The sequence below is a fragment of the Proteiniclasticum sediminis genome, from assembly GCF_018128025.1.
In the GTDB taxonomy this organism is placed as follows: Bacteria; Bacillota; Clostridia; order Clostridiales; family Clostridiaceae; genus Proteiniclasticum; species Proteiniclasticum sediminis.
On sequence record NZ_JAGSCS010000001.1, the window covers coordinates 308,259 to 329,556 of the forward strand.

At 53.2% G+C, this 21,298-nt stretch carries 21 protein-coding genes and 1 tRNA gene; 7 read left to right on the forward strand and 15 right to left on the reverse strand.

The genetic code is table 11. The features are described from left to right. Positions 1–42: 42 nt before the first annotated feature. From KCG48_RS01435 to KCG48_RS01465, 7 genes are all read right to left on the reverse strand, one after another. The gene (locus KCG48_RS01435) at positions 43–1,737 is read right to left on the reverse strand and encodes a diguanylate cyclase (RefSeq protein WP_211799503.1); all 1,695 of its coding nucleotides are present in this window, start codon (positions 1,735–1,737) and stop codon (positions 43–45) included. Then, positions 1,722–2,564, reverse strand: coding sequence for an alpha/beta fold hydrolase (locus KCG48_RS01440; RefSeq protein WP_211799504.1), 843 nt, complete (start codon positions 2,562–2,564; stop codon positions 1,722–1,724). Before KCG48_RS01440 ends, KCG48_RS01435 begins: the two co-directional genes overlap by 16 nt. 163 nt (positions 2,565–2,727) lie before the next feature. Continuing rightward, positions 2,728–3,738 carry an ADP-ribosylglycohydrolase family protein gene (locus tag KCG48_RS01445; protein ID WP_230976951.1) on the reverse strand — a complete coding sequence of 337 codons (1,011 nt, stop codon included), beginning with the start codon at positions 3,736–3,738 and terminating at the stop codon, positions 2,728–2,730. 133 nt (positions 3,739–3,871) lie between these two features. Further along, a tRNA-Gly gene (locus KCG48_RS01450) sits at positions 3,872–3,945 on the reverse strand. A 103-nt stretch (positions 3,946–4,048) separates the two neighbouring features. Beyond that, positions 4,049–4,603: a GNAT family N-acetyltransferase gene (locus tag KCG48_RS01455; RefSeq protein ID WP_211799506.1), complete on the reverse strand. Its 555-nt coding sequence runs from the start codon at positions 4,601–4,603 to the stop codon at positions 4,049–4,051. 14 nt (positions 4,604–4,617) lie between these two features. Then, positions 4,618–5,310 (reverse strand): response regulator, encoded by a 693-nt coding sequence (locus tag KCG48_RS01460; protein ID WP_211799507.1) that lies wholly within the window; start codon positions 5,308–5,310, stop codon positions 4,618–4,620. Continuing rightward, the gene (locus KCG48_RS01465; protein ID WP_211799508.1) at positions 5,307–6,782 is read right to left on the reverse strand and encodes a sensor histidine kinase; all 1,476 of its coding nucleotides are present in this window, start codon (positions 6,780–6,782) and stop codon (positions 5,307–5,309) included. Before KCG48_RS01465 ends, KCG48_RS01460 begins: the two co-directional genes overlap by 4 nt. Before the next feature lie 217 nt (positions 6,783–6,999). On the opposite strand from KCG48_RS01465, the gene KCG48_RS01470 reads away from it, so the two are divergent. The 5 genes from KCG48_RS01470 to KCG48_RS01490 all read left to right on the forward strand — a co-directional run bounded on the left by KCG48_RS01470 (position 7,000) and on the right by KCG48_RS01490 (position 10,851). Then, positions 7,000–7,389: a hypothetical protein gene (locus tag KCG48_RS01470; protein WP_211799509.1), complete on the forward strand. Its 390-nt coding sequence runs from the start codon at positions 7,000–7,002 to the stop codon at positions 7,387–7,389. 20 nt (positions 7,390–7,409) lie between these two features. Further along, positions 7,410–8,063 (forward strand): potassium channel family protein, encoded by a 654-nt coding sequence (locus tag KCG48_RS01475; RefSeq protein ID WP_211799510.1) that lies wholly within the window; start codon positions 7,410–7,412, stop codon positions 8,061–8,063. Continuing rightward, the gene (locus tag KCG48_RS01480) at positions 8,060–8,752 is read left to right on the forward strand and encodes a potassium channel family protein (protein ID WP_211799511.1); all 693 of its coding nucleotides are present in this window, start codon (positions 8,060–8,062) and stop codon (positions 8,750–8,752) included. The genes KCG48_RS01475 and KCG48_RS01480 overlap by 4 nt, the downstream gene beginning before the upstream one ends. 165 nt (positions 8,753–8,917) lie before the next feature. Further along, complete coding sequence (locus tag KCG48_RS01485; RefSeq protein WP_230976952.1) at positions 8,918–10,384, forward strand: TrkH family potassium uptake protein; 1,467 nt, start codon at positions 8,918–8,920, stop codon at positions 10,382–10,384. An 8-nt stretch (positions 10,385–10,392) separates the two neighbouring features. Then, positions 10,393–10,851: a hypothetical protein gene (locus KCG48_RS01490; protein ID WP_211799513.1), complete on the forward strand. Its 459-nt coding sequence runs from the start codon at positions 10,393–10,395 to the stop codon at positions 10,849–10,851. A gap of 59 nt (positions 10,852–10,910) precedes the next feature. Here KCG48_RS01490 and KCG48_RS01495 read toward each other — a convergent pair whose 3' ends face one another. Further along, positions 10,911–11,135, reverse strand: a complete 225-nt coding sequence (locus KCG48_RS01495) for a YdbC family protein (RefSeq protein WP_211799514.1) — start codon at positions 11,133–11,135, stop codon at positions 10,911–10,913. Positions 11,136–11,374: 239 nt separating this feature from the next. On the opposite strand from KCG48_RS01495, the gene KCG48_RS01500 reads away from it, so the two are divergent. Together KCG48_RS01500 and KCG48_RS01505 are read left to right on the forward strand one after the other, a co-directional pair. Further along, positions 11,375–12,637 carry a C40 family peptidase gene (locus KCG48_RS01500; RefSeq protein WP_211799515.1) on the forward strand — a complete coding sequence of 421 codons (1,263 nt, stop codon included), beginning with the start codon at positions 11,375–11,377 and terminating at the stop codon, positions 12,635–12,637. 281 nt (positions 12,638–12,918) lie between these two features. Then, on the forward strand, positions 12,919–14,214 hold the full coding sequence (locus KCG48_RS01505) for a C40 family peptidase (RefSeq protein ID WP_211799516.1): 1,296 nt from the start codon (positions 12,919–12,921) through the stop codon (positions 14,212–14,214). Positions 14,215–14,332: 118 nt separating this feature from the next. On the opposite strand, the gene KCG48_RS01510 is transcribed toward KCG48_RS01505, so the two are convergent. The 7 genes from KCG48_RS01510 to KCG48_RS01540 all read right to left on the reverse strand — a co-directional run bounded on the left by KCG48_RS01510 (position 14,333) and on the right by KCG48_RS01540 (position 21,292). After that, a complete protein-coding gene (locus KCG48_RS01510) occupies positions 14,333–15,025 on the reverse strand; it encodes an LrgB family protein (RefSeq protein ID WP_211799517.1) in 693 nt (230 codons plus the stop codon). After that, a complete protein-coding gene (locus KCG48_RS01515) occupies positions 15,022–15,369 on the reverse strand; it encodes a CidA/LrgA family protein (RefSeq protein WP_211799518.1) in 348 nt (115 codons plus the stop codon). The genes KCG48_RS01510 and KCG48_RS01515 overlap by 4 nt, the downstream gene beginning before the upstream one ends. A gap of 120 nt (positions 15,370–15,489) precedes the next feature. Further along, the gene (locus KCG48_RS01520) at positions 15,490–16,743 is read right to left on the reverse strand and encodes a glycerate kinase type-2 family protein (RefSeq protein ID WP_211799519.1); all 1,254 of its coding nucleotides are present in this window, start codon (positions 16,741–16,743) and stop codon (positions 15,490–15,492) included. Beyond that, positions 16,743–17,654 carry a 4-hydroxy-tetrahydrodipicolinate synthase gene (gene dapA, locus KCG48_RS01525; RefSeq protein WP_211799520.1) on the reverse strand — a complete coding sequence of 304 codons (912 nt, stop codon included), beginning with the start codon at positions 17,652–17,654 and terminating at the stop codon, positions 16,743–16,745. The genes KCG48_RS01520 and dapA overlap by 1 nt, the downstream gene beginning before the upstream one ends. Before the next feature lie 75 nt (positions 17,655–17,729). Further along, the gene (garD, locus tag KCG48_RS01530) at positions 17,730–19,253 is read right to left on the reverse strand and encodes a galactarate dehydratase (protein WP_230976936.1); all 1,524 of its coding nucleotides are present in this window, start codon (positions 19,251–19,253) and stop codon (positions 17,730–17,732) included. 97 nt (positions 19,254–19,350) lie between these two features. Beyond that, positions 19,351–20,865, reverse strand: a complete 1,515-nt coding sequence (locus tag KCG48_RS01535; protein WP_211799521.1) for a tripartite tricarboxylate transporter permease — start codon at positions 20,863–20,865, stop codon at positions 19,351–19,353. Positions 20,866–20,884: 19 nt separating this feature from the next. Next, complete coding sequence (locus tag KCG48_RS01540) at positions 20,885–21,292, reverse strand: tripartite tricarboxylate transporter TctB family protein (protein WP_211799522.1); 408 nt, start codon at positions 21,290–21,292, stop codon at positions 20,885–20,887. Positions 21,293–21,298 lie beyond the last annotated feature (6 nt).

Below are 21,298 nucleotides of genomic sequence, written 5' to 3' on the forward strand. Positions count from 1 at the left end.
TTCCCATAGTGTTCATCTATCTTCCTATTATAGCATCAGAAATTAGCTTTGGGCATGGATCAGGGGAATTTCCTCCTGATGCTCAAGGTTTTTCCTTCCCGAGGCGACGACGCAGTTTTTCCCGCTGCGCTTGGCCTCATAGAGGGCATCGTCCACCCGCTGATACCATCGGGTAAAGCTTTCCCCTTCAGCCATCTGGGCCACGCCAAAACTGGCCGTGACCACTCCTGCCACAGGATGGGGGGTGGTCTCCAGTTTCCTGCGGATTATCTCCGCCAGGGCCACGGCCCCTTCCTCCCCGGTCCGTGGCAGAAGAATGGCGAACTCCTCTCCCCCAAAGCGGACCAGGACATCGGATTCCCGGATCATGAGGGACGCCAGCTCCGCCGCCAGATGAAGCACCTCATCCCCCGTATAGTGCCCAAAGCGGTCATTGACGCTCTTAAAGCTGTCCAAATCAAATAGAACCATGGAGAGCGGCTGCTTTCCCCGGCTGGCCGTGCGCATCTCATCCTCCAGGATATGGTCGAAGTAATGTCGGTTGTAGACACCCGTGAGCCGATCCCGGATGGCGATATTCTCCAGGGTCTTCGCCCGAAGGACTTCCTCCGTCACGTCCCGGGCTGAGGAAAATAAGAACTTTTCCCCTGTGGGCTCCGAGTTCCACTCCAGATACCGGTATTCACCGTTCTTGGTTCGGTAGCGGTTGATGTAGTTGTGGACGGCTTCGCCGTCTTTCAGCGCCTGCCGTTTTTCAAGGGTGGCGCCCACGTCATCCGGATGGATTAACTCCAGATAGGGCCTTCCCTGAAGCTCTTCACTGTCATAGCCCAGGACGGACTCAAACCGGTGATTCACCTTGTAGAAGCGTCCCTCTTCATCGGTGACACAGAGCATATCCAGATTCATGCGGAGAAATCCACGGATTTCCCGGTCCTGAAGAAGTTCCCGGGTAATGTCCTTAAAGGACAGGAGAACGCCCCCGGGCACTTGACCCCGAGGGAGAATCGGATTGGCGCTGAGGGAGAAAAACGTCTCTTCTCCTTGGGAACTTCTGCGCACAAAGGTTTCTTCCGGATTATAGACCCGTTCCCCCGTGAGCTCTCTTTCCAGAATTTTCCCCAGGGGTTCCTGGGTGGAAATCGTATGGAAAAGACAAACCTCATACAGCGGTTTAGCCAAAGCTACTTCAGTCGATAAGTTGAGATATTTTGCTGCTGCCGGGTTCATGAGGGTGATCTTCAGGTTCTCATCGGTGACCACGATTCCCTCATTCATGGATTGCAGGGTCGTTTCCAGAAGCTGCATGGTCCTTCGCTGCTCCTCCAGTGCCCTGTCCTTGGCTTCATGGGCTTTCTCCAGCTCCTCCCGGATGATCTGCTGCTCTTTCTCATAGGCCATTCTCCGGTTTACCCGAAGGGCCATGGTGTTGATGAGTCGCTGACCATTTTCCATGAAGGACATGCCGCTGAGCAGCACCGGAATCCGGGTCCCGTCGGTATGGGAGAACTCCAGATAGAGTTCTTCCACTTGGCTTTCCGTCTGGAGGGGCTGAAGAAAGTAGCTGTGAAAAATTATCTTGTTCACCCGGTCGAGAAGCACCTCCACCGGGCTTCCCACCAGTTTTTCTTCCGGGTAGCCCGTATAGGCACAAAGCATGGTGTTAACTTCCCTCACCATCCCCCGGTGATCCAGCTGGAGATAGGCGCAGGGGGCATTCTTTAGTCGAAGATCCATGATTTTTTCTCCTCTCCCGTGGACAACTCCACGTGCTTCAAATATTGCCGGATCACCGCTGCCGTTTGCTCCGGGGCCACCAGATGGGGATAATGACCGGTCACTGGCAAATGAACCAGCTGACTTCCCGCTAAATGGGCATGAAGGTATTCCCCCACTTCCCGGGGAACCACGCTATCCTCCGCACACTGCAGGATCAGGGCCGGAACCGGGCACCGGGATAGATCCTTCCGATGGTCGGAGAAGAAAGTAGCTTCTGCAAATTGCCGCATGAGCCGGGGATCCTCACGCAGAAATACGCCCCGCAGATGTTCCTCTTCTGCCGGAAAATTCGGCTGGTTTAGAAAGACTCCCGCATGGGCCGTGGCCCATCCGGTAAAGTTCATCTCCATCATCCGCAGAAGCCCATGGATCTCCTCTTCCTCAAAGCCGCCGAAATAATCCCCATCATTGAGATACCGAGGCGAAGGACCGATCATGACCAACGACTTGAACCGTTCCGGCAGGTCCACGGCGGCCAAAAGGCCAATCATGGCACTGACGGAGTGCCCCACGAAGGTAATGTCCCAGAGGTCAAGGGTTTCAATGAGAAGCTTCAGATCCTCCCCATGACCCTGGAGCGTTTTGTACCTTTTAAGATCATATGCTCCATGGTCCGATAGCCCGGAACCCACATAATCAAAAAGGACCATCCGGTACTCTTCTTCGAAGTAGGGGAGGATTCTTGACCATATCCTCTGGTCACATGCCAGTCCATGCCCGAACACCAGGATTTTATCTCCCTTTCCCCGAATGGTAATATTGTGTTTCTTCCCGTTCTCCATCATTCGCTTCCTCCGCCACTGCATGCTTAATCTTCTTCTCTATCGGCAGATTTCCATTGATTTCTAGTGCCGCAGATACCCAAAGCAAAATAAAAGACCATGCATCAGCACAGTCTTCTCAACGGTTCCGCTTATTTTAGTTTGTTGTCCGATTCTCCCATGACCGTTAACCCGAAACATACCGTTTAAGTCGAGTAAAGGGACGCCACCGGGAAGTGTTCAATCCCGTCACCCGGCTATTCGTCGGAAAGAGATCTGCCCCTTCCCCCTTGAAACGAACGTCTTTCTTTCGCAATTCCTGCCAGAGAGGCAGCTCCTCACGGGGAGAAAAGGAAAGTAGCCAATCCTCCTCCAAAGGGAGCAGCATGGCTTTCCACTGCTCCGGGATCTGGGGAATGCCATAATAGAGGGCAGCTAATCCTCCCGCCAGGCTACCCGTATCCACCGTATTCCCGCCTAAATTCACGACTTTCAGCACGCAGGATTCAAAATCCGTGGTGTTGACGAGACACCAAAGGGCAGCTTCCAGGGTTTCCACCACATCGCCATTACTGCGAATCTCGGTTTCCGGAAGGTCCAAAAAAGACTCCTGACTGAGCCGATGAAACCGGTGAAGCGCCTGACGGTAAGCCCGATGGGGCGCATAATGGGCCATGGCCCGAGATACGCCCAAGGCGATGGTTTCCTGTAAAGGGAGCCTTTCCGGGAGGAGCGCTGCTGTACAGAGAAGAACACCCGCCGCCAGTTCCTGGAGGGGATCCCCCAAAGGCTGCGGCAAAAACTCGCCGATGCGCTGAAAGGCCTCTTTGCGCTGAGAAAAATCCTCCCCGAAGCGAAGCCGAAGATCCAGTACCAGGGGGAGAAGCACGGCCAAAGCCATCCCCATATCTCCGAAGCTCGATGCTTTGCGATGATTTTCTCCCCGCAGAGCCCATTCTTGGCTCCAGCTCACTCTTCGGCTTTCTGCGAGTAGCCCAAACCAAGGCAGCTCCTTCACCCAGGCTTCCTGAAGTTCCAAGGTAAGGGCCCGCTGTCTTTCCGAAACTTCTCCATGAAGGAACTCTTTCTGAATTGTCTCCACGGGATCCAGCCTTCGGCTCATGCGGGATTCCAGCTGTACCGGCTTCCCCAGAGCTTCTCCCACAGCGGTCCCCCAATAAATATTGCGTAAGATCATAAACACCGTCTTCCCTCCTCCCTGCTCCATGGACAGCATCCACGGCGATTCGTCAGCTTTAGGACAAGCATAACAAGGGAGATGTCCCATAAACCGGACAACAAAAAGCGCTGACCGAAATCAGCGCTTTTTCTGGAGCAAGTAAAGGGAATCGAACCCTCAATGTCTGGTTGGGAACCAGATGTTATACCATTTAACTATACCTGCAGGGGACTTCATTGAACTTCAGGTACCTAAACCCTACGTTAAAATCATACCACCTTTCAGAAAAGAGTCAACCTACTTTTCAGGAAAAAAACCTTGGTAAGCCTTAATTGGCGTCACTTTTCGCAGAATGTCCCCTCCATTCCGACCGCCGGAGGCGATAAACGATTTCTTCCACCGCTTCATCCTCAAGGAGTACCTCCTCCATCGGGCGGAACCCTAACTTTTGGAGAAGTTTCCGGGACCTGACATTTTGCGGATCCGTCGAGGCAACCAGTGACTGAAGACCCTGGTGAAGAAACAGGTAGTCCACCATGGCGCATACGGCCTCCCAGGCGAAGCCCTGCCTCTGCGATGAAGGACTGATCGTATACCCCATCTCGGCTTCTTCCCCGGTTTCCAGAAAATGAATCCCCAGATCTCCAATGAGTTCTCCCGTATCGATCTTGAAGATCCCCAGCTGGAACCACGTACCCCGTTCTCCAAAATCTTTCGGAAGCTCCGCGATAAAGGCCTCGGCATCCCGGAGATCTCGAAATCGGAGGGACTGGAACTGTTCCACAAGAGGATGCGTCCGATAGCAAAATAATGCTTCGGCATCCTTCAATGCCAGTGGTGCAAGAAAAATTCTGGAACAGAAAATCGGTGTAAACTCAGCCATGGCGTACTCCTTCCCTATTCATCAGCAAAGCGATACCCAATGCCGACTTCCGTAAAAACGTAGCGGGGTTTCGTGGGATCTTTTTCCAGTTTTCTCCGGATGTTGGCCATGAAGACCCGTACAGACTGCAGGTCGCTTTCAAACTCCGATCCCCAGACTTCCTTCAGGATAAACTTATGCGTCAGGACTTTCCCGGGGTTTTGGACCAGCAAGCTCACGATATCAAACTCCATGGGGGTTAAGTGGATCTCTTTCCCCTCCAGGGTCACCCGGTGTTTATCCAAATCCAGCTCCAGGTCACCCACTTGCCGAATCCTCGCCTTATCCTCCGGCTGAAAGGTTTGATGGCGCAAGACCACACGAATTCTCGCCAGGAGCTCTTTCATGCTGAAAGGTTTGGTCAGGTAATCATCGGCCCCCATATCCAGGGCCTCCACCTTATCCCGATCCTGATCATGGGCAGAGACGACAATGATGGGCACTGCAGAGAATCCGCGGACTTTTTTGATGATCTCCAGCCCGTGGAGATCGGGAAGACCCAAGTCCAAAATGATCGCCGACAAGGCGTTCATGGCGATCTGGGCCATGGCTTCCTTCCCCGTTTCGGCCTCAATACAGCCATAGCCTTGAGATTTCAGCGCGAAGCTGATGAAATTGCGAATTTGCGCATCATCTTCCACGACTAAGATTTCCGTGTTCATCCTCATCCCTCCTGGTTTTTTAGATAAAACTTCACCATGGCGCCCCCCTCTGCCCGATTCCCTGCCATGATTTCTCCCCCGTGAAATTCCACGATGGCTTTACAGATGGCTAATCCCAGCCCTAGTCCATGCCGGGTGGTGGGACGTGACTCCTGGGAAGTGAAAAACAGATCGAAGATTCTCGGGAGGTCCTGGGGCACAAAACCGGAGCCTTGGTCATCCATTTCAAACCAGATTTTATCCCCTTCCAGCCACACATGAAGGACAATTTCGCTTTGCTCCGGGCTATGCTCCGCGGCATTTCCCGCCAAGTTAATGAGAACCTGTTCCATGAGCTTGCCGTTCATGGGGATAAAGAGGACCTCATCGGGGATAAGGATTCGAAACTGATGTTTCGGAAAATACTTTCCCATATAGTCCACTACGGCAGAAAGCACCTCATCGACGGCCTCCAGCTGGATCTTGATGGCCAGATTCCCTTCGTGGACGCGGGTAAAGCTGAGGATGTTTTCCACCAGCCGGGTGAGCCAGTCGGCGTCCTCATGGATTCCCTGAATCACTTCTTTCCACTGGGGATCATCGATCCCCTGGAGGAGCATTTCCGAGGTCCCCATGATCCGCGTCAAGGGGGTCCTTATATCATGGGAAATCGCCCGGAGAAGATTGCTCTTAAAACGCTCCAGTTCCACCTCTGCCCGGGCATTCTCCTTATCCCGGATGAGGAGTACCCTTTCCATGGATATGGTCACCTGCATCAGGATGGAATAAAGAAGAAATTTCCGATCCTTGTCCATGTCCGCTGCTTCCTTGGGAAAGCAAAAATGACACAGAACATGCCCCTTCACTTCCACCGGAATGGTGTAGGACTGGGCGATAAAAAAATCCCGATGCTCCAGAGGCACCTGCGGAATGACTTTGGAAACCTGACCTTTACTGCTGACTCGAATCTGCGCCATGTTCCCATCTTCTTCCATAAAAAAGCATGTCACATCACAGTCCATGAAGTTGGACAGCCATTCTGCCGAAACCACAGCCGTTTCACTGATCTCGCTGGTTTTTGCCAAACTTCCCGTGATTTTCGCCAGAAGATGAGACTGCTTCTCCCGTTCCATGGACAGGGTATGGGATTTTAAAAGCTTGCTGGTCAGGGCGCTGGTGAACATTGCGGAGATAAACATGATGATGAACGTAAAAATATACGACGTATCATCCACTTTAAAGTTATACAAAGGTTCCGTGAAGAAAAAGTTAAAGGAAAGGATGGATAAGCCCGAGGCGAAGATGCCATAGCCATACCCCTTGGTGAATCGGGAGGTGACCAGGACTGAGAGAATGTACATCACCACAATATTCACTTCGGTGAATCCCCAGTGCCGGATGAGAAAGGAAATTCCTGTGGTCAGAAGATTGAGCCCCAGGGTCAGTCCCAGCTGTCTGGCCACTTCCCGGACTCGGATCCGCTCATTCTCTTTCTTCATCTTTCCTCCCCTCCTTATGTATCCTTTACCCCTTGCGTTTTAAGTTCATTCTACTCATTTCAAGGCTTTCCCGCAATGGCTGCGGGATTTCCCCAGGGAATATTAATACGATCTTTATCCCCGGTCTGGAATTCTTAACCCCGTCTTTATCGGAATCGGAGTAGGATATGGACTGTAAAGAAAGTCACTCACCCGACTATTCCTGGAGGTAACAGTCATGAACAACTCGGAATCCCTAAAAAAATCCTATGAAATGAAGGTCAGGATCGCCATCAATGCCCTAAAGTCCGGGGACTTTGATATGGCCATGATCAGCACGCTCCAAGCCGTTTTGGACAATCAGGATTTGCCGGAATACCATAATCTTCTTGGGCTCATCGCCGAACACCATAAAGATTACCCTTTAGCCTGCCGGCACTATCGTGCATCCTATGCTTTGGATCCTTCCTATAAACCCGCCCTTCACAATCTGGAACGGCTGACCAATCAGAAGTTCGGCAGCACATCCGATCACGTGGACTTCGGGGATGTGATCGAGGTGGAAGAACCCCATAGCTCCATTTTCCTATATGAACTTCTCAACCACCGAAAAGCGAAAAGACGCTGAAAAGAAAGAAGGCTAAAGCCATGTTTATTGTAATTATCGGCTGCGGAAGACTCGGCAGCACCTTAGCCAGCGAACTCGCCGACGAAGGCCATATGGTATCCATCGTCGACCGCGACGGGGAAAAGCTCCGCTCTCTGGGATCCGGGTTTAATGGACAACGGATTACGGGAATTGAGTTTGATCATGACAAACTCCTGGAGGCCGGAATTCAGGAAGCGGATGCTCTCTTGGCCGTAACCAATGATGATAATGTAAATCTGACCGTTTCCCTCATCGCCAAGGATATCCATAAAGTCCCCAAAATCCTTGCCCGGGTAAACGCACCGGGCAAAAGCTTTGTCTATGATCTTCTCTCCATTGAAACCATTAATCCTGTACAATCGGGAATCGAAGTCCTGAAGCGAAAACTCATGACGGATCACTTCGAGGTTTTGACCTCCGTCGATGAGGCTTATGACATCATTGAGCTCCTGGTCAATCGTGATGTTCACACCACCGTGGAAGAGATCGAAGAAACCTGTCACTGCCGGATCGGAGGTATCACCCATAGTACCTTGTTCTCCCTGCCGGAACGTCATGAACCCATATCCCTGGGGGACCGAATCATTTGCACCGTCAGTCAATCCCAAAAGAATAAGCTCTTTCAGCGGCTTTGCAAGGAGATGCTCCTATGAAAACAATCATTGTCGGTGGTGGAAAAGTCGGCTATTATCTCTTAAAAACCTTATATGAACATGGCCATGATGTGGCCCTCATCGAGCGTGATCAGGATGTCTGTCAGCGCATCGCAGAGAGTATTCCCGTGGATGTGATCCATGGGGATGGAACCGATCTGGATGTGCTCCGGGATGCCGGAATTGAAGATGCGGATATCGTCGCTGCCGTCACGGGAACCGATGAAGAGAACCTCATCATCTGCAAAATCGCCAAACTGCAGTATCAGATCAGCCGGACAATCTCTCGGGTCAACAACCCTAAAAACATGGAGATGTTCAAGGTTCTGGGCATTGACAACACCGTGTGCAGCACCGCTGTCATCGCGAATCTCATTGAATCTGAAGTGGATCATCCCCAGGTGAAGATCCTGAACACCTTTGACCGCGGATCCATGGTCTTGGCCGAAATCATCATCACTTCTGAGCTCACCTGGTCCGGAAAACGCATTGCCGATATTCCCTTTCCTGTGGAATGCGTCATCGTTTCGGTTTTCCGTAACGATGCCATCATCTACCCCAAGGGAGATACGCAGTTCCAGGAAGGGGACAAAGTACTGCTGGTGACCAGCCCGTCGGAGCTCCAGGAGTTCGCCCAAACCATGAATAAAGGGAGGAAAAAACGATGGAATTTAACAAAGATGAATTGAAGGGGATACTATCGGAACTGGGGCTTGTCCTCACCTTCATCGCGGTAATTACTGCGGTAACGATGGTACTGATGGCATAAAGCGATGAAAACGCAGCGTCACGCCACCAGCTTGGAAATCATTTGCTTTTATACCGGGTTTGTCGTCTACTGCATGTCCCTCTTGATGATCATCCCCCTCCTCACGGCCATCGTCTATCAGGAATGGAATCCCGCCCTGGACTTCCTCGTGGGGATTTCCGGATCGCTGATCTTTGGCCTTACGCTGATGATCTTTGGTCATGGGGTCCAGGGGTCAAAATCAGATTTTCACTGGAAACACGGGTTTGCTGTGGCTGCCCTTTCCTGGCTCTTTCTCACCTTTCTCTGTGCCATTCCCTATCGCCTCAGCGGTCACAATCCCTCCTGGCTGAACTCCGTGTTTGATGTCATGAGCGGTTTCACCACCACCGGTCTCGTATTAACCCAGGATCTGGACCATTTGTCCAACGCCCTGAACATGTGGCGGCATATGCTGACCTTCATCGGCGGACAGGGTATGGTGGTCTTGGCCCTGACCTTCTTGGTTAAAGAAGCCCGGGGAGCATACAAGATGTATGTGGGGGAAGGCAAGGATATTGAACTCTTGCCCAGTATGAAAGGCACCGCCGGACAAATCTGGAAAATCAGTCTGATCTATCTGGTCCTGGGGACAGCCCTCTTATGGGTCACCGGGATCGCCATCGGTCTTCGTCCCGATTCCGCCTTCCTGCACGCCCTCTATATCTTCGAGTCCGCCTGGAGCACCGGAGGTTTTGCCCCCAATACGCAAAACATCATGTATTACCATAGTGTGGTCTATGAAACTATCACCATCCTCATTTTCATCTTGGGCTCCTTCAACTTTGGACTCCACTACGCCATGTGGCATAAAAACCGACGGGAGCTGATCAAAAATATCGAAACCCGAAGCTTCTTCATCACCTCTTCCCTCATCAGCGTTCTGGCTGTACTGGGTCTCTCGAAGCTCTCGGTTTACCCCGATGCCCTGTCGGCATTTCGACGGATCGTCTACAACGTGCTTTCGGCCCATACCACCACAGGATTTGGTTCCATTTATGCCCGCCAGTTTGCCCGGGAATGGGGAGACTTCGGAATCTTCCTCATGGTCATTGCCATGCTCATCGGGGGCTCGGCCTGCTCCACAGCAGGAGGCTTCAAGGGGCTTCGCGTGGGAATTGTCTTCAAAGGTCTCCTCATGGATATCAAAAAACTGCTGTCTCCGGAGCGGAATCTGCGCAGCTACACCTATCACCACATCAAAAATCAGGTCCTGGATGATGCGGTGATCAAGTCTTCTGCACTGATCATCCTGTGCTATGTGGTTCTCATGACCATCGGTACGCTTCTTGGCGCCTATTACGGCTACCCCCTCAGTGAATCTGCCTTCGAATCCGCATCCGTTGCTGGAAATGTGGGACTGAGTATCGGGGTCACCACTCCAGATATGCCCACATTGATGAAGATATACTATATCTTTGCCATGTACCTGGGACGCCTTGAGTTCTTATCGGTCTTTTCACTTCTGGGTTCCATCGGAGGAGGGTTACGTCATCTATGGAAAAGAACCTCAAAACTATCCTACTCTGCATAACTTTTCTGATGCTCTTTACTGTTCCGGTGGCTGCCTCTCCTCTTCGTCTCAATGACCTGGTGGAAAACGCTGCCGACTGGAATAACCAGTCTGTAGTCATTTCTGCCGAAGCCATCGGAGAACCTCTGGAGCGAGCGGAGGGGACGTGGATCAATGTCTCCGATGGCAGCAACGCCATAGGGATTTGGATGTCCGCCGAAGAAGCTCGCCGTATCAAAGTGTTCGGACAGTACGAAACCCTCGGGGACCAGCTTCTTCTCACCGGGAAGTTCCAACGGGCTTGTCCCGAGCATGGAGGCGAAGCGGATATTCATCTCTCCTCCATGAGCATTACTTCTCCGGGGGAACGGATCAAGACTCCCGTCTCCACGACAAAAGGGCTTACGGCCATGGGGATGTTCATCCTCGCTGCAGTTCTCTCTGTGTATTACCTTTCCCTCAGGTTCCGGAAACGAACCCAGGCATAAGCACCATGAGAAAGAGCAGTTCATCGGAACTGCTCTTTCTTGCTGTACATCCATGTTAGTCAGCGCGGTATCTCGGAAACCAGAAAATCCCGGAGGAGCTTCGCCTCCTCATCGGAAAGGGTAATCCCCTTTGCCATTTTCTGATGTTCCGCATCCCATTCCCGAAGATCATACCGGGGAGGACGCCCGTTCCAACTGACGAGATTCAGCTCCTTGCTCCAGCCTTTGGGGCTGGTGGAGAGGACCCCGATTTGCTTCACGATGTCAAAGGTTACTTCTGCCATCTAGACATCACACTCCTTTCTTTCTCCATTATACGCAGATCGGAGGACCCTAATCATCCTCTCCCCCACAGGATTGCCCTGGAAAAGCCAAGAAATGATCGCTGTTTTCCCCATGTCGATGACGTTCAAAAAAAATTCATGATTTTAGTGTAAATCTTTACATCTTCCTTATATCTTCTGCCTATGATTGGAGTGTAACCAAAATGTAATCAAAGAATAGGATATGATCGGAGAACACCATGAAGAATTTCAAGTTGAAAGTCCTTGCGGGCGTCCTTGCTAGCACAACCCTATTCGGAGCATTTGCTCCCGTCCTGGCCACCCCGGTGTCCGTTGACACCCCTCCGCCCTTAAGCCAGCAGCAGGCGGAGTATCTTGCCATTGAGGAAAAAATCACCGCACTTCATCTGGAAATGGATGTCCTATTAGATGAAATCACCGATCTGGTGGTCAAAATCGAAGAGACTGACGGAAAGATCGCCGAAGCCGATGCACGGGTTCAGGCGAAAGAGGTGGAAATTCGCGAAACCGCCCAAAGGCTGGATCAGAAGATCGAAGAGTACGGTCAGCGGCTCCGGGCCATGTATATGCAGGGCAGCGGAGGAATACTCAGCGCATTTTTAGGTGCCGATAGTCTGGCCGATCTCATCGCCCGGGCAGATGCCATTATCCAAATGGCCAAAATCGACCGGCAGCTGCTCAGCGAAATCGAAGCGATGAAAGCCGAGCTCGACGAGCAAAAAGCTGAGCTTCAAGCCGAAGTGGATGCCCTTCAGGCGCTGAATGCCGCGAACAAAGCAGACCTTCTCCTTCTGGAAGAGAAGAAAACCGAAACTGAAGCCACCAACGCCGCCATGGAAACGGAAATGGCAAAAATTGCCAAGGATTTGGTTACCTCTGAGAAAGATCTCATGAATCATGGGAAGACGGTGATCAATGACAGCGCTTCCACCGATGAGCAGATCAGCGCCGCCATCACCGAGCTTCGAAACATCCGTAACCAAATCATCACGGAAGCCGCCGACGAGGAAGTGGTGGAACTCATCGAAAAAGGCAAGCGGATCCTCAGCGAACGGAAGCTTGCCCGGGAACGCAGTGCTGCCCAGGCGCCCAAGGCGCCAACGGCCCCAGCAGCGCCCTCCTACTCCAGCAGTGCGGTTCTCAATGAAGCCTACAAATACATTGGCGTCCCCTATGTTTGGGGCGGTTCCAGCCCCAGTGGCTTTGACTGTTCGGGATTTACCCAGTATGTCTTCGGCAAAGTAGGCGTCTCTCTCCCCCGGGTATCCCGGGAACAGGCCAAAACCGGCACCTATGTGCCCATCAGCCAGGCCCAGCCCGGTGACCTCTTGTACTTTGGAAACTCCTCCGTTTCCCATGTGGCCATCTATGTGGGCAACAACATGATGATCCACGCCCCGGCTCCCGGAAAAACCATCAAGGTCCAGGATATGACCTGGCACCTGAAGAACTACCGAATCCTGGGTGCCCGAAGATTCTAGTCCACTCCTGGCAACGCTAAACAGAATGATCGCCTGCCCGGCTACACGGGCAGGCTTTTTCCTGTCCTCTTCAAAAACCCGGGACAATGTACCTGTCTCAATAAAAAGTTCCGGATAAACTCACTTTTCACAATTCCACGAAAACTCCTTGATTTTCAAGGCTTAACGCCTTCTTTTCCCACTTCCTCTGCTGCATTCTACCATTTCTTCATAACTTCACCACATCTTCCCCTTATACTGAGCCTTGTGAAAAGTTAGGATCAATCGAAAAGGGGTACACCATGAAGAAAATCAGAATGAAAGTGATCGCCGCCCTCGTGGCCGGCTTAACCTTCTCCGGAACTGTCCAGATGGCCTATGCCTCGCCGGTGTCCGGTGAAACCTTAACCAATATTGAAACGCAGCAGGATCAGTATTATGCCATTCAGGAACGGATCAATGCCCTGCATAAGGATATGGATGTCATCTTGGATGATATTACCTACATTACTTCACTCATCGATGAGGCCAATGCCCGCATCGCCGAGATTGAAGCCAATAAAGCCCAGGTGGAAGCCGAAATTGTCACCACCCAGGCTACCCTTCTGGAGAAAGAAACGGAATACGGGGAGCGTCTCCGGGCCATGTACAAGCAGGGCAACGGCGGAATCCTCAGCGCCCTTCTCGGAGCCGAAAGCATCGCTGACTTTGTGGCACGCACCGATGCCGTGATCAAAATCGCGAAAATCGATCGACAGATGCTCCAGGAGATCGAAGATCTGAAAAATGAGCTGCAGGCGAAAAACGATGCCCTGCAGAAAAACATCGATGAAGAAAATGCCCTGAATGAAGAAAATAAAGCCAATCTTGCCCAGGTGGAAGTGAAGAAATCCGAAAGCGATGCCAAAATGGCCGAGCTGAAGGCTGAAGAGGACAAGATCATGAGCGATCTGTCCATGATGGAAGTCTACCTGGTGGGGAGCAATGAAGCGATCATCAACGCTTCCGGTAGCTCCGATGCCCAGCTCCAGGCCGCCATCAATGATCTGCGGGAAATCCGCACCCATATTATCACGGAATCCGCCGACCAGAAGGTCGTGAACCTCATTGAAAAGGCCAAGTCCATCCTTGCTGCCCGAAAAGCCCAGCGAGACCGGGAAGCCGCTCTGGCTGCCCAGAAGACGAGCTCCTCCTCCGTGAACACCGGCGGAAGCGTGGTCTCCTCCTCCGCCACTGGCGCGGAAATCGTGGCTTACGCCAAAAACTTCCTGGGAATTCCCTATGTCTGGGGTGGAAACACCACCGCAGGTCTCGACTGCTCCGGATTCACCCGGATTGTCTTCTCCCACTTTGGCGTGAATCTTCCCCGAGTCTCCCGAGATCAGGCGAAGATCGGCAAGTATGTGCCCATTTCCCAGGCTCAGCCTGGCGATCTCCTCTACTTTGGCGAGTCCCGGGTCACCCATGTGGCCATCTACGTGGGCAACGGCATGATGATCCATGCGCCTAAGCCCGGCGATGTGGTGCGAATTTCCTCCATCACCTGGCACGTGAACAACTACAGTATTGTCGGTGCCCGAAGAATCATCGGAAACTAAAAATATCCCGCCAAGCAGAGTGCTTTCTGCCGGCGGGATTCTTTTTTATATTCAGCGCTGCGGTCTCCCTGTTGGGGGCCACAGCGCTTTTCCTCTGCTTTAAGAGGAATCCTCTTTCTTACTGCAAGAGCTGGAGAATAATCGGGGTCAGAAGGACGGTGATGAGACCGGCAATGCCGATGGAAAGACCGCTCATGGCCCCTTCCACCTCACCCGTTTCCATGGCCTTGGTGGTCCCCAGGGCATGGGACGCTGTTCCAAAGGCAACGCCTTTGGCCACGGGATCCTCCACCTTGAAGACTTTGAAGATCCAGGGTCCGGCAATGACGCCTGTGATCCCGGACACCACAATGGCCGCGATGGTGATCTGGGGAATTCCCCCAAGGGTCTGGGAAAGTTCCACCCCGATGGCCGTGGTGACGGATTTGGGGAGCAGAGAAAGCATGAGGGGTTCCTCGATCTTCAAGGCCTTGGACAGAAAGAAAACGCTGAGGATATTGACCAGGGATCCTGCCCCGATACCCACGAGAATCGGCAGGGCATTTTTCTTCAGCAGTTCAAAGTTGCGGTAGAGGGGCACCGCCAGCACCACCGTGGCGGGAACGATGAAGAAGGTCAAAAGACTCCCGCCCAGGACAAAGTCCTCATAGGGAATTCCCGTGAGCCGGAGAAGAAAAATGATTCCGGCCATGGAAAGAAGGAGCGGATTGAGAAGCGGTGAACGAAAACGCCGCTGAAGGAGCAGACTCAGTTCAAAAACAACGATGGAAAGCAGGAACCCAAAAAGAGGCTGCGCGGTGAGATTCTTCATGATGTCTTCCTCCTTAAAGCCTTGACCGTAAGCGCCGTGACGGTGAGGACCAGAAGGGTGGTGAAGATACTCAGCAGCAGTAGAACCAGCCAGTTTTTCGCCAGAGCTCCCGCCACCGTCATGAGCCCCACGCCCGCCGGCACAAAAAATAGGGTTAGATGGGACAGGAGAAAACCGGAGACCTCTTCCACCTGTGTAAGCTTTACGATCCCCGTAAGGAGAAAGCCCAAGAGGAGCAAGAGACCCAACACACTTCCCGGCAGCGGTATCCCCACAACCTTATTTAAAACTTCCCCGATGAACGCCATAAAGAGGATCAACCCCATCTGCCGCACATATTTCATCTCGTTTACCTCCTCAAATCAAGGAAACCGGAGGGGACCCCCAGCATTTGCCAGGTGTCCCCTCCCCCATTTCCCAAAACTAGTTTTCATTTTATCACGGGAGGACAAACCCCACAAGGGTTATTCTTCCCGAACAAGGACCACCATGAGGTCATTGACATTGGTTCCCGTGGAACCGGTGACCAGAAGATCCCCGATACTCTTTAGCGCATGGTAGGAATCATTCTCGTCGAGATGCACCTCGGGAAGCTTCCCTGCATGGCGCATCCGCTGGACACTGGATCCATCCACCATACCCCCAGCAGCGTCCGTGGGACCATCGGTGCCATCGGAGCCCACGGAAAAGATCACCACATCATTAAGACCAGCAATGCCCAGGGCTGCCGATAAAGCCAGTTCCTGGTTCCGTCCGCCCTTTCCCGTTCCCTTGATCCGAACTACGGTTTCTCCCCCGGCAATGAGGGCACAAGGGGGCTTTAGGGTGGAAGTTCCCCGGCGGATCTCCCGGGCCAGGGCGGCCAGGAATCGGCCCACTTCCCGGGCTTCCCCATCCACGGTGGAGGACAGGAGATAGGGTTCATAGCCCAACGCGGAGGCGGCCTTGGCGGCGGCCTTGCAGAGCTCGCTGACGCTGCCGGTGATGACCGTTTCGCAGTTTTCCACCACCTTGGGGGTCTCGATCATCAGCACCTGCCGAACTTCTTCGGAAAGCTGCAGATTGTACCGGTCCGCGATGAGGAGCGCCTCCTCTGAAGTGGAACTGTCCGGATATGCCGGTCCCGAGGCGATGGAGTCCAGGCGGTCTCCGATGACATCGGAAAGGACGATGGTAAAGATCTTGGCTTTTCCGCACTGGGAGGCAAATTTACCGCCCTTCACCGCGGACAGATGCTTGCGTACGGTGTTGATCTCCACGATGTCTGCGCCGCTTTTCAGGAGCTGATCCGTCACATCCATGATGTCCTCCAGGAGCACCCCCTTCATGGGTTTCTCAAAGAGGGCGGATCCTCCACCGGAGACCAGAAAGACCACCGTATCCTCCGACCCCAGATCCCGCACCAGCTCCAGGGCCTTGGAGGCCCCGAGGACGGAGTTTTCATCGGCAATGGGATGTCCGGCTTCAATGATCTCAAAGCCGGCAATATCCCCACGGGAATGATCGTATTTCGTCACAACTACGCCCTTTTCCAGACGGTCGCCCAGTGTGTCCTTGGCCGCTTTGGCCATATTCCAGGCAGCTTTGCCGATGGCCACTGCCACGACCTTTCCGGGAAAGGTCTTTTCCTGGAGGGCTTTGATCACCGCCGCTTCCGGGAGCACTTCTTTGATGGATTCAGCGATGATGGTTTGGGCATCTTCCCGTAAGGTTCCCATTACGCTTCCTCCTTCGGAAGGAGATTGAGGTCCGCCAAAACATTTCGGAGGGCTTCCAGACGTTCTGGCGTGCAGGAGGTGATGGGCCGAACGGGGCTTCCCACGGGAATTCCCATGACATTGAGACAGTCCTTCATGACCACGGGGAAACTGCCGTAGTCATAGGTATTGCGCAGGGGAATCAGCCGCATCTGGGCTTCCAGGGCACCGGCGTGATCCCCAGCCATGAACTTTTCGTAGATTTCCGTCACCAGGGCCGGCGCCACATTGGCCGTACCGGCCACGCAGCCCGAGCCGCCATAGGCTAACGTGGCATAGATATAGTAGTCGATGCCGCTGAGCACTTTAAAGTTCGGGATCTCCCGGGTGACCCGGAGATATTCCACCGTCTGGGCAAAATCCATGCTGGTGTTTTTGATGCCCACGATGTTGTCGATGTGAGCCAGTCTTTCCAGCAGTTTTACGGAAATGTTATTCGTGGTCTTTCCGGGATTGTTATAGATGAGAATGGGCAGTGCCGTGGACGCGGCAATGGCGGCAAAGTGCCCATACATTTCCTCCTCATTGGGCTTAATGAACATGGGGGTCAGTACCGTCAGGGCATCGGCCCCCAGTTCCTCGAAACTTTGCGCTGCCCGAATGGCGGCCTTGGTGGTGATGGCGCCAATCCCCGCATAAACCGGGACCCGTCCCCCCACCGCATCCACCGTGATGGCCACGGCCCGCCGCTGGTTTTCCTCATCCATGGCATAAAACTCACCATTGCTGCCCATGACGAATACGCCATGGACGCCGCCGGCCAAGACATGTTCAATGACCGCCCGGAGGCCCTTTTCATCCACATTTTCCTGGTCATCCACCGGGGTGATGATGGGCGGAATGACGCCCTTGAGATCTTCCATTTTCAGCATGTCGTACTCCTTCTCCAAAGAGCCCCCGCTCTTTGGGGTTATTCATTCTACCTGTATCGTATCATAGCCCGCAGTTTAGGTCACGGGAGCCGGATTGAAAAGACAGAGGGCATTCTCAATCCCCCACTGATCCGCCCAGGTCTTTTTCTCCCCGCTGGCCACCGCCAGAATGTAGTGGAACAGATCCGTGCCCACGGACTCGATGGTGGCCTCCCCCGTGGCAATGGTTCCGGCATTGATGTCGATGAGATCATGCCACTTGGTGGCCAGTTCAGTCCGGGTGGAAACCTTGATGACCGGGGCCATGGCCAGGCCATAGGGCGTTCCCCGTCCCGTGCTGAAGACCTGCAGGGTGATGCCGGAAGCCAGCTGACAGGTGCCGCAGACGAAGTCGCTGGCTGGAGTAGCCGCAAAGGTCAGTCCTTTTTTCCGAACTTTTTCACCGGCGGAAAGCACATCCACAATGGGACTGGTGCCGGATTTGGCGATGGAGCCCAGACTTTTCTCCACCACATTGGCCAGCCCACCCTTCTTGTTGCCCGGGGTGGGATTGGCATCGCGATCCACGGAGCCCAGATCCAGATAATGGTCATACCAGGCCATTTCATCCTTCATCTTCTGGCCCACCTCCGCGCTGATGGTTCGGGGGGTCAGAAGATGCACGCCGTCTCTCACTTCCGAGACTTCCGAGAAAAGCACCGTCGCTCCGGCGCGGACCAAAAGATCTGCCGCATAGCCCAAGGCCGGATTAGCCGTCACACCGGAGAAGGCGTCACTGCCGCCGCACTGAAGTCCCACGACCAGATCCGATGCGGGACACACTTCCCGTCTTCTGGTATTGAGCCGCTCCAAAATCTTCACCGCCTTCGCCTTGATTTCCTCCACCATGGGCCGAAAGCCCATGCTTTCCTGAAGAAGCACCAGGTTATCCTGGGGAATGTCCAGGAAGAGCCGTTCCGGAACGAGCTTTTCGCAGCCCAACCCCACCATGAGGAGTTCGCCGCCCAAATTGGGGTTCTCCGCCAGATTTTTAATCGTCCGAATGGGAATCACCGCGTCAGGGGCGTTGATGGCCACCCCGCAGCCATAGCTGTGGTACATGGGGATGATGCCATCCACATGGGGATACCGGGGCAGAAGCGCTTTAAGCTCCTCCACGGCGATGCGCAGAACCCCTTCCACACACTGCACGGTGGTGGTGATGCCCAGCATGTTCTTTGTGCCCACGGTGCCATCGGGATTTTTATACCCCTGGAAGGTGTATCCCAAAAGGGGTGACTGCTCTGCCGGAATCCTAGTGGCCACGGGGAGGGCTTCCAGTTCGGGAGCCTGGGGCAGACGAACTTTATGCTCATCGATCCAGCTTCCTTTGGCGATGGGCTCCTTGGCGTAGCCGATGACCTCACCATAACGGATGATCTCTTCTTCGGCGGCAAAGTCTTTCAAGGCAATTTTATGGCTCTGGGGAATATGCTCCCGGGCCACCAGCTGGTCATGGATCAGGGTTCCTGCAGGGATTCCCTTCTCATTGACCACGATCTCCACGTTATCCTGGGGATGGACGCGGATTAGAATTGGTTTTTCTATTCTTTTTTCCATACGATCTCCTTTATTCTAAACCCATGAGGCTCCCAAGAAGCGAAAGGACATCCTGCCCAAAATCAAACCTGATTTTTCGGAAGGATGTCCTGGGATCTTAGGCCTCTATTGCTTCCTTAGTTTTTTCGGCCAGCATTTTCTGCTGTTTGCTGTAGCGTCGGTTGTCATAGAAGGCATAGGCCAGGGAAGCCAGGATCAGAACCCAGATCCAGTTTCCGATGGGGCGGGAGAAGAATACGGAAAGACTTCCGCCGGATCCCTTCAGGGAGTCGATGAAATACTTCTCCAGGTCACGGCCCAGGATAAACCCAATGAGGAACGTGGTCACCGGAACGCCCAGTTTGGCAAAGATATACCCCACGATACCGAAGATCAGCAGCGTGATGACATCCACGAGATTTCCGCTTCGTGTGGAGAATGCTCCCACCACACAGAGAAGGATGATCGCCGGGTAAAGACGGGCTTTGGGAATCTTGATGATGTTCGCCAGGTACTTGATGGGATAGAACATGACAAGGAACATGAGGATGTTCGCCAGGAACAGGGCAAAGAGGATGGTGTTCCAGAGTACTGGATTCTGGGTGATGAAGAGGGGGCCCACCTGAACGCCCTGGAGCATAAAGGCGCCCACAAGAACGGCGGTGGTGCTGTCTCCGGGGATACCCAGGGAAAGAAGCGGAACCAGGGCTCCGCCGGTGAGTCCGTTGTTGGAGGATTCACTGGCCACCAGGCCTTCTACCGCTCCGGTACCCAGTTTCTCCGGCTCCTTGGACCAGGTTTTCGCCTGGGAGTATGCCAGAAGTGATGCAGCGCTTCCGCCGATGCCCGGAAGAATTCCCATGAAGGTGCCAATGCTCGAGGAACGGAACACATTCACCAGCTGCCCCTTGAAATCCCGGATATGGAATTTTTTCGTTTGCTCTCCGCGAAGCACATTTTCGCCCATAATAGCTTGTTTCATCCCGAGTTCGGATTCTTCAAAGAGTTGGGAGAAGGCGAAGAGCCCAATGAGCACCGGAAGAAGCTGGAATCCATCTCTTAGGCCGGTGCGGAACATCGTCGGAACCATACGGATGGTCTGGTTATCCGGGAAGATGCCCATGAGGGAGATAAAGACCCCCAGAAAACCCGCGAAGATGCCCAGGGTCATCTTTCCCTTGGACAATGCGGCGATGATGGTCAGGGAGAAGAGGATGATGAGGAACTTCTCCACGGCAGAGAACTTAATGGCCAAATCCGCTAAGATGGGGGTAAACAAGGCCAGCACGATCAAACTGATGATGCCGCCCATGAGCGAAGCCGTAATCCCGATTCTTAAGGCCCGAACGCCTTCTCCTCGCTTGGCCATGGGGTGACCGTCAAATCCGGTGGTAACCGAAGATGGAGTTCCGGGAATATTGATGAGGATGGCCGGAACAAGACCTCCGCTGATGCCGCCCACATAGAGGCCTAAGAGAAGATACATGGAGGTACCCAGATCATAGGCATAGGTCAAGGGCAGGAAGATGGCCACGGCCATGGTGGCCGTCATGCCGGGGAGTGCCCCGAAGATAATTCCGATGACCACACCCAGGAGGGAGACTAGTACTTGGACAATTCCGAATTCAAACATTTTCGTTCGTAACCTCCTTTTAAGGCAGTGTGATACTGAAGATATAGCCAAAAACAAACCAGACCAGGAGCGTCTCCACGGCGGAAATGCCGAAGGAAACCAGAAGGTCTTTTTTCCCAAACTTTCCATCATACAGAATGTTGAAAAGTCCAATGAAGAGGATGCTGGCCAGGATGAAGCCCAGGACATTCATGAGCACCAGGTAGAGGACCAGCAGCACCAATGTGCCGAATAATTTCACTTTATCGTAATTTTCCTCAAAGAAATGCTTTCCTTTGAAGTCAAAGAGCTTTCGATTTTCCTTCTTGGCTTTCAGTACCGTCTGAATGACAATGACACAAGCCAGGATGACCAGGATCCAGAAGACGATTTTGGGGAAAACCGTATGGGACTGGGAATGGACGATTTTCAATTTGATGTCCGGCATTTTCTT

What these genes read in the sequence shown, in the direction of transcription:
- KCG48_RS01435 (WP_211799503.1), bottom strand. Translation starts at nt 1,737, where the DNA reads ATGGATCTTCGACTAAAGAATGCCCCCTGCGCCTATCTCCAGCTGGAT.
- KCG48_RS01440 (WP_211799504.1), bottom strand. Translation starts at nt 2,564, where the DNA reads ATGATGGAGAACGGGAAGAAACACAATATTACCATTCGGGGAAAGGGA.
- KCG48_RS01445 (WP_230976951.1), bottom strand. Translation starts at nt 3,738, where the DNA reads ATGATCTTACGCAATATTTATTGGGGGACCGCTGTGGGAGAAGCTCTG.
- KCG48_RS01455 (WP_211799506.1), bottom strand. Translation starts at nt 4,603, where the DNA reads ATGGCTGAGTTTACACCGATTTTCTGTTCCAGAATTTTTCTTGCACCA.
- KCG48_RS01460 (WP_211799507.1), bottom strand. Translation starts at nt 5,310, where the DNA reads ATGAGGATGAACACGGAAATCTTAGTCGTGGAAGATGATGCGCAAATT.
- KCG48_RS01465 (WP_211799508.1), bottom strand. Translation starts at nt 6,782, where the DNA reads ATGAAGAAAGAGAATGAGCGGATCCGAGTCCGGGAAGTGGCCAGACAG.
- KCG48_RS01470 (WP_211799509.1), top strand. Translation starts at nt 7,000, where the DNA reads ATGAACAACTCGGAATCCCTAAAAAAATCCTATGAAATGAAGGTCAGG.
- KCG48_RS01475 (WP_211799510.1), top strand. Translation starts at nt 7,410, where the DNA reads ATGTTTATTGTAATTATCGGCTGCGGAAGACTCGGCAGCACCTTAGCC.
- KCG48_RS01480 (WP_211799511.1), top strand. Translation starts at nt 8,060, where the DNA reads ATGAAAACAATCATTGTCGGTGGTGGAAAAGTCGGCTATTATCTCTTA.
- KCG48_RS01485 (WP_230976952.1), top strand. Translation starts at nt 8,918, where the DNA reads ATGATCATCCCCCTCCTCACGGCCATCGTCTATCAGGAATGGAATCCC.
- KCG48_RS01490 (WP_211799513.1), top strand. Translation starts at nt 10,393, where the DNA reads ATGCTCTTTACTGTTCCGGTGGCTGCCTCTCCTCTTCGTCTCAATGAC.
- KCG48_RS01495 (WP_211799514.1), bottom strand. Translation starts at nt 11,135, where the DNA reads ATGGCAGAAGTAACCTTTGACATCGTGAAGCAAATCGGGGTCCTCTCC.
- KCG48_RS01500 (WP_211799515.1), top strand. Translation starts at nt 11,375, where the DNA reads ATGAAGAATTTCAAGTTGAAAGTCCTTGCGGGCGTCCTTGCTAGCACA.
- KCG48_RS01505 (WP_211799516.1), top strand. Translation starts at nt 12,919, where the DNA reads ATGAAGAAAATCAGAATGAAAGTGATCGCCGCCCTCGTGGCCGGCTTA.
- KCG48_RS01510 (WP_211799517.1), bottom strand. Translation starts at nt 15,025, where the DNA reads ATGAAGAATCTCACCGCGCAGCCTCTTTTTGGGTTCCTGCTTTCCATC.
- KCG48_RS01515 (WP_211799518.1), bottom strand. Translation starts at nt 15,369, where the DNA reads ATGAAATATGTGCGGCAGATGGGGTTGATCCTCTTTATGGCGTTCATC.
- KCG48_RS01520 (WP_211799519.1), bottom strand. Translation starts at nt 16,743, where the DNA reads ATGGGAACCTTACGGGAAGATGCCCAAACCATCATCGCTGAATCCATC.
- dapA (WP_211799520.1), bottom strand. Translation starts at nt 17,654, where the DNA reads ATGCTGAAAATGGAAGATCTCAAGGGCGTCATTCCGCCCATCATCACC.
- garD (WP_230976936.1), bottom strand. Translation starts at nt 19,253, where the DNA reads ATGGAAAAAAGAATAGAAAAACCAATTCTAATCCGCGTCCATCCCCAG.
- KCG48_RS01535 (WP_211799521.1), bottom strand. Translation starts at nt 20,865, where the DNA reads ATGTTTGAATTCGGAATTGTCCAAGTACTAGTCTCCCTCCTGGGTGTG.
- KCG48_RS01540 (WP_211799522.1), bottom strand. Translation starts at nt 21,292, where the DNA reads ATGCCGGACATCAAATTGAAAATCGTCCATTCCCAGTCCCATACGGTT.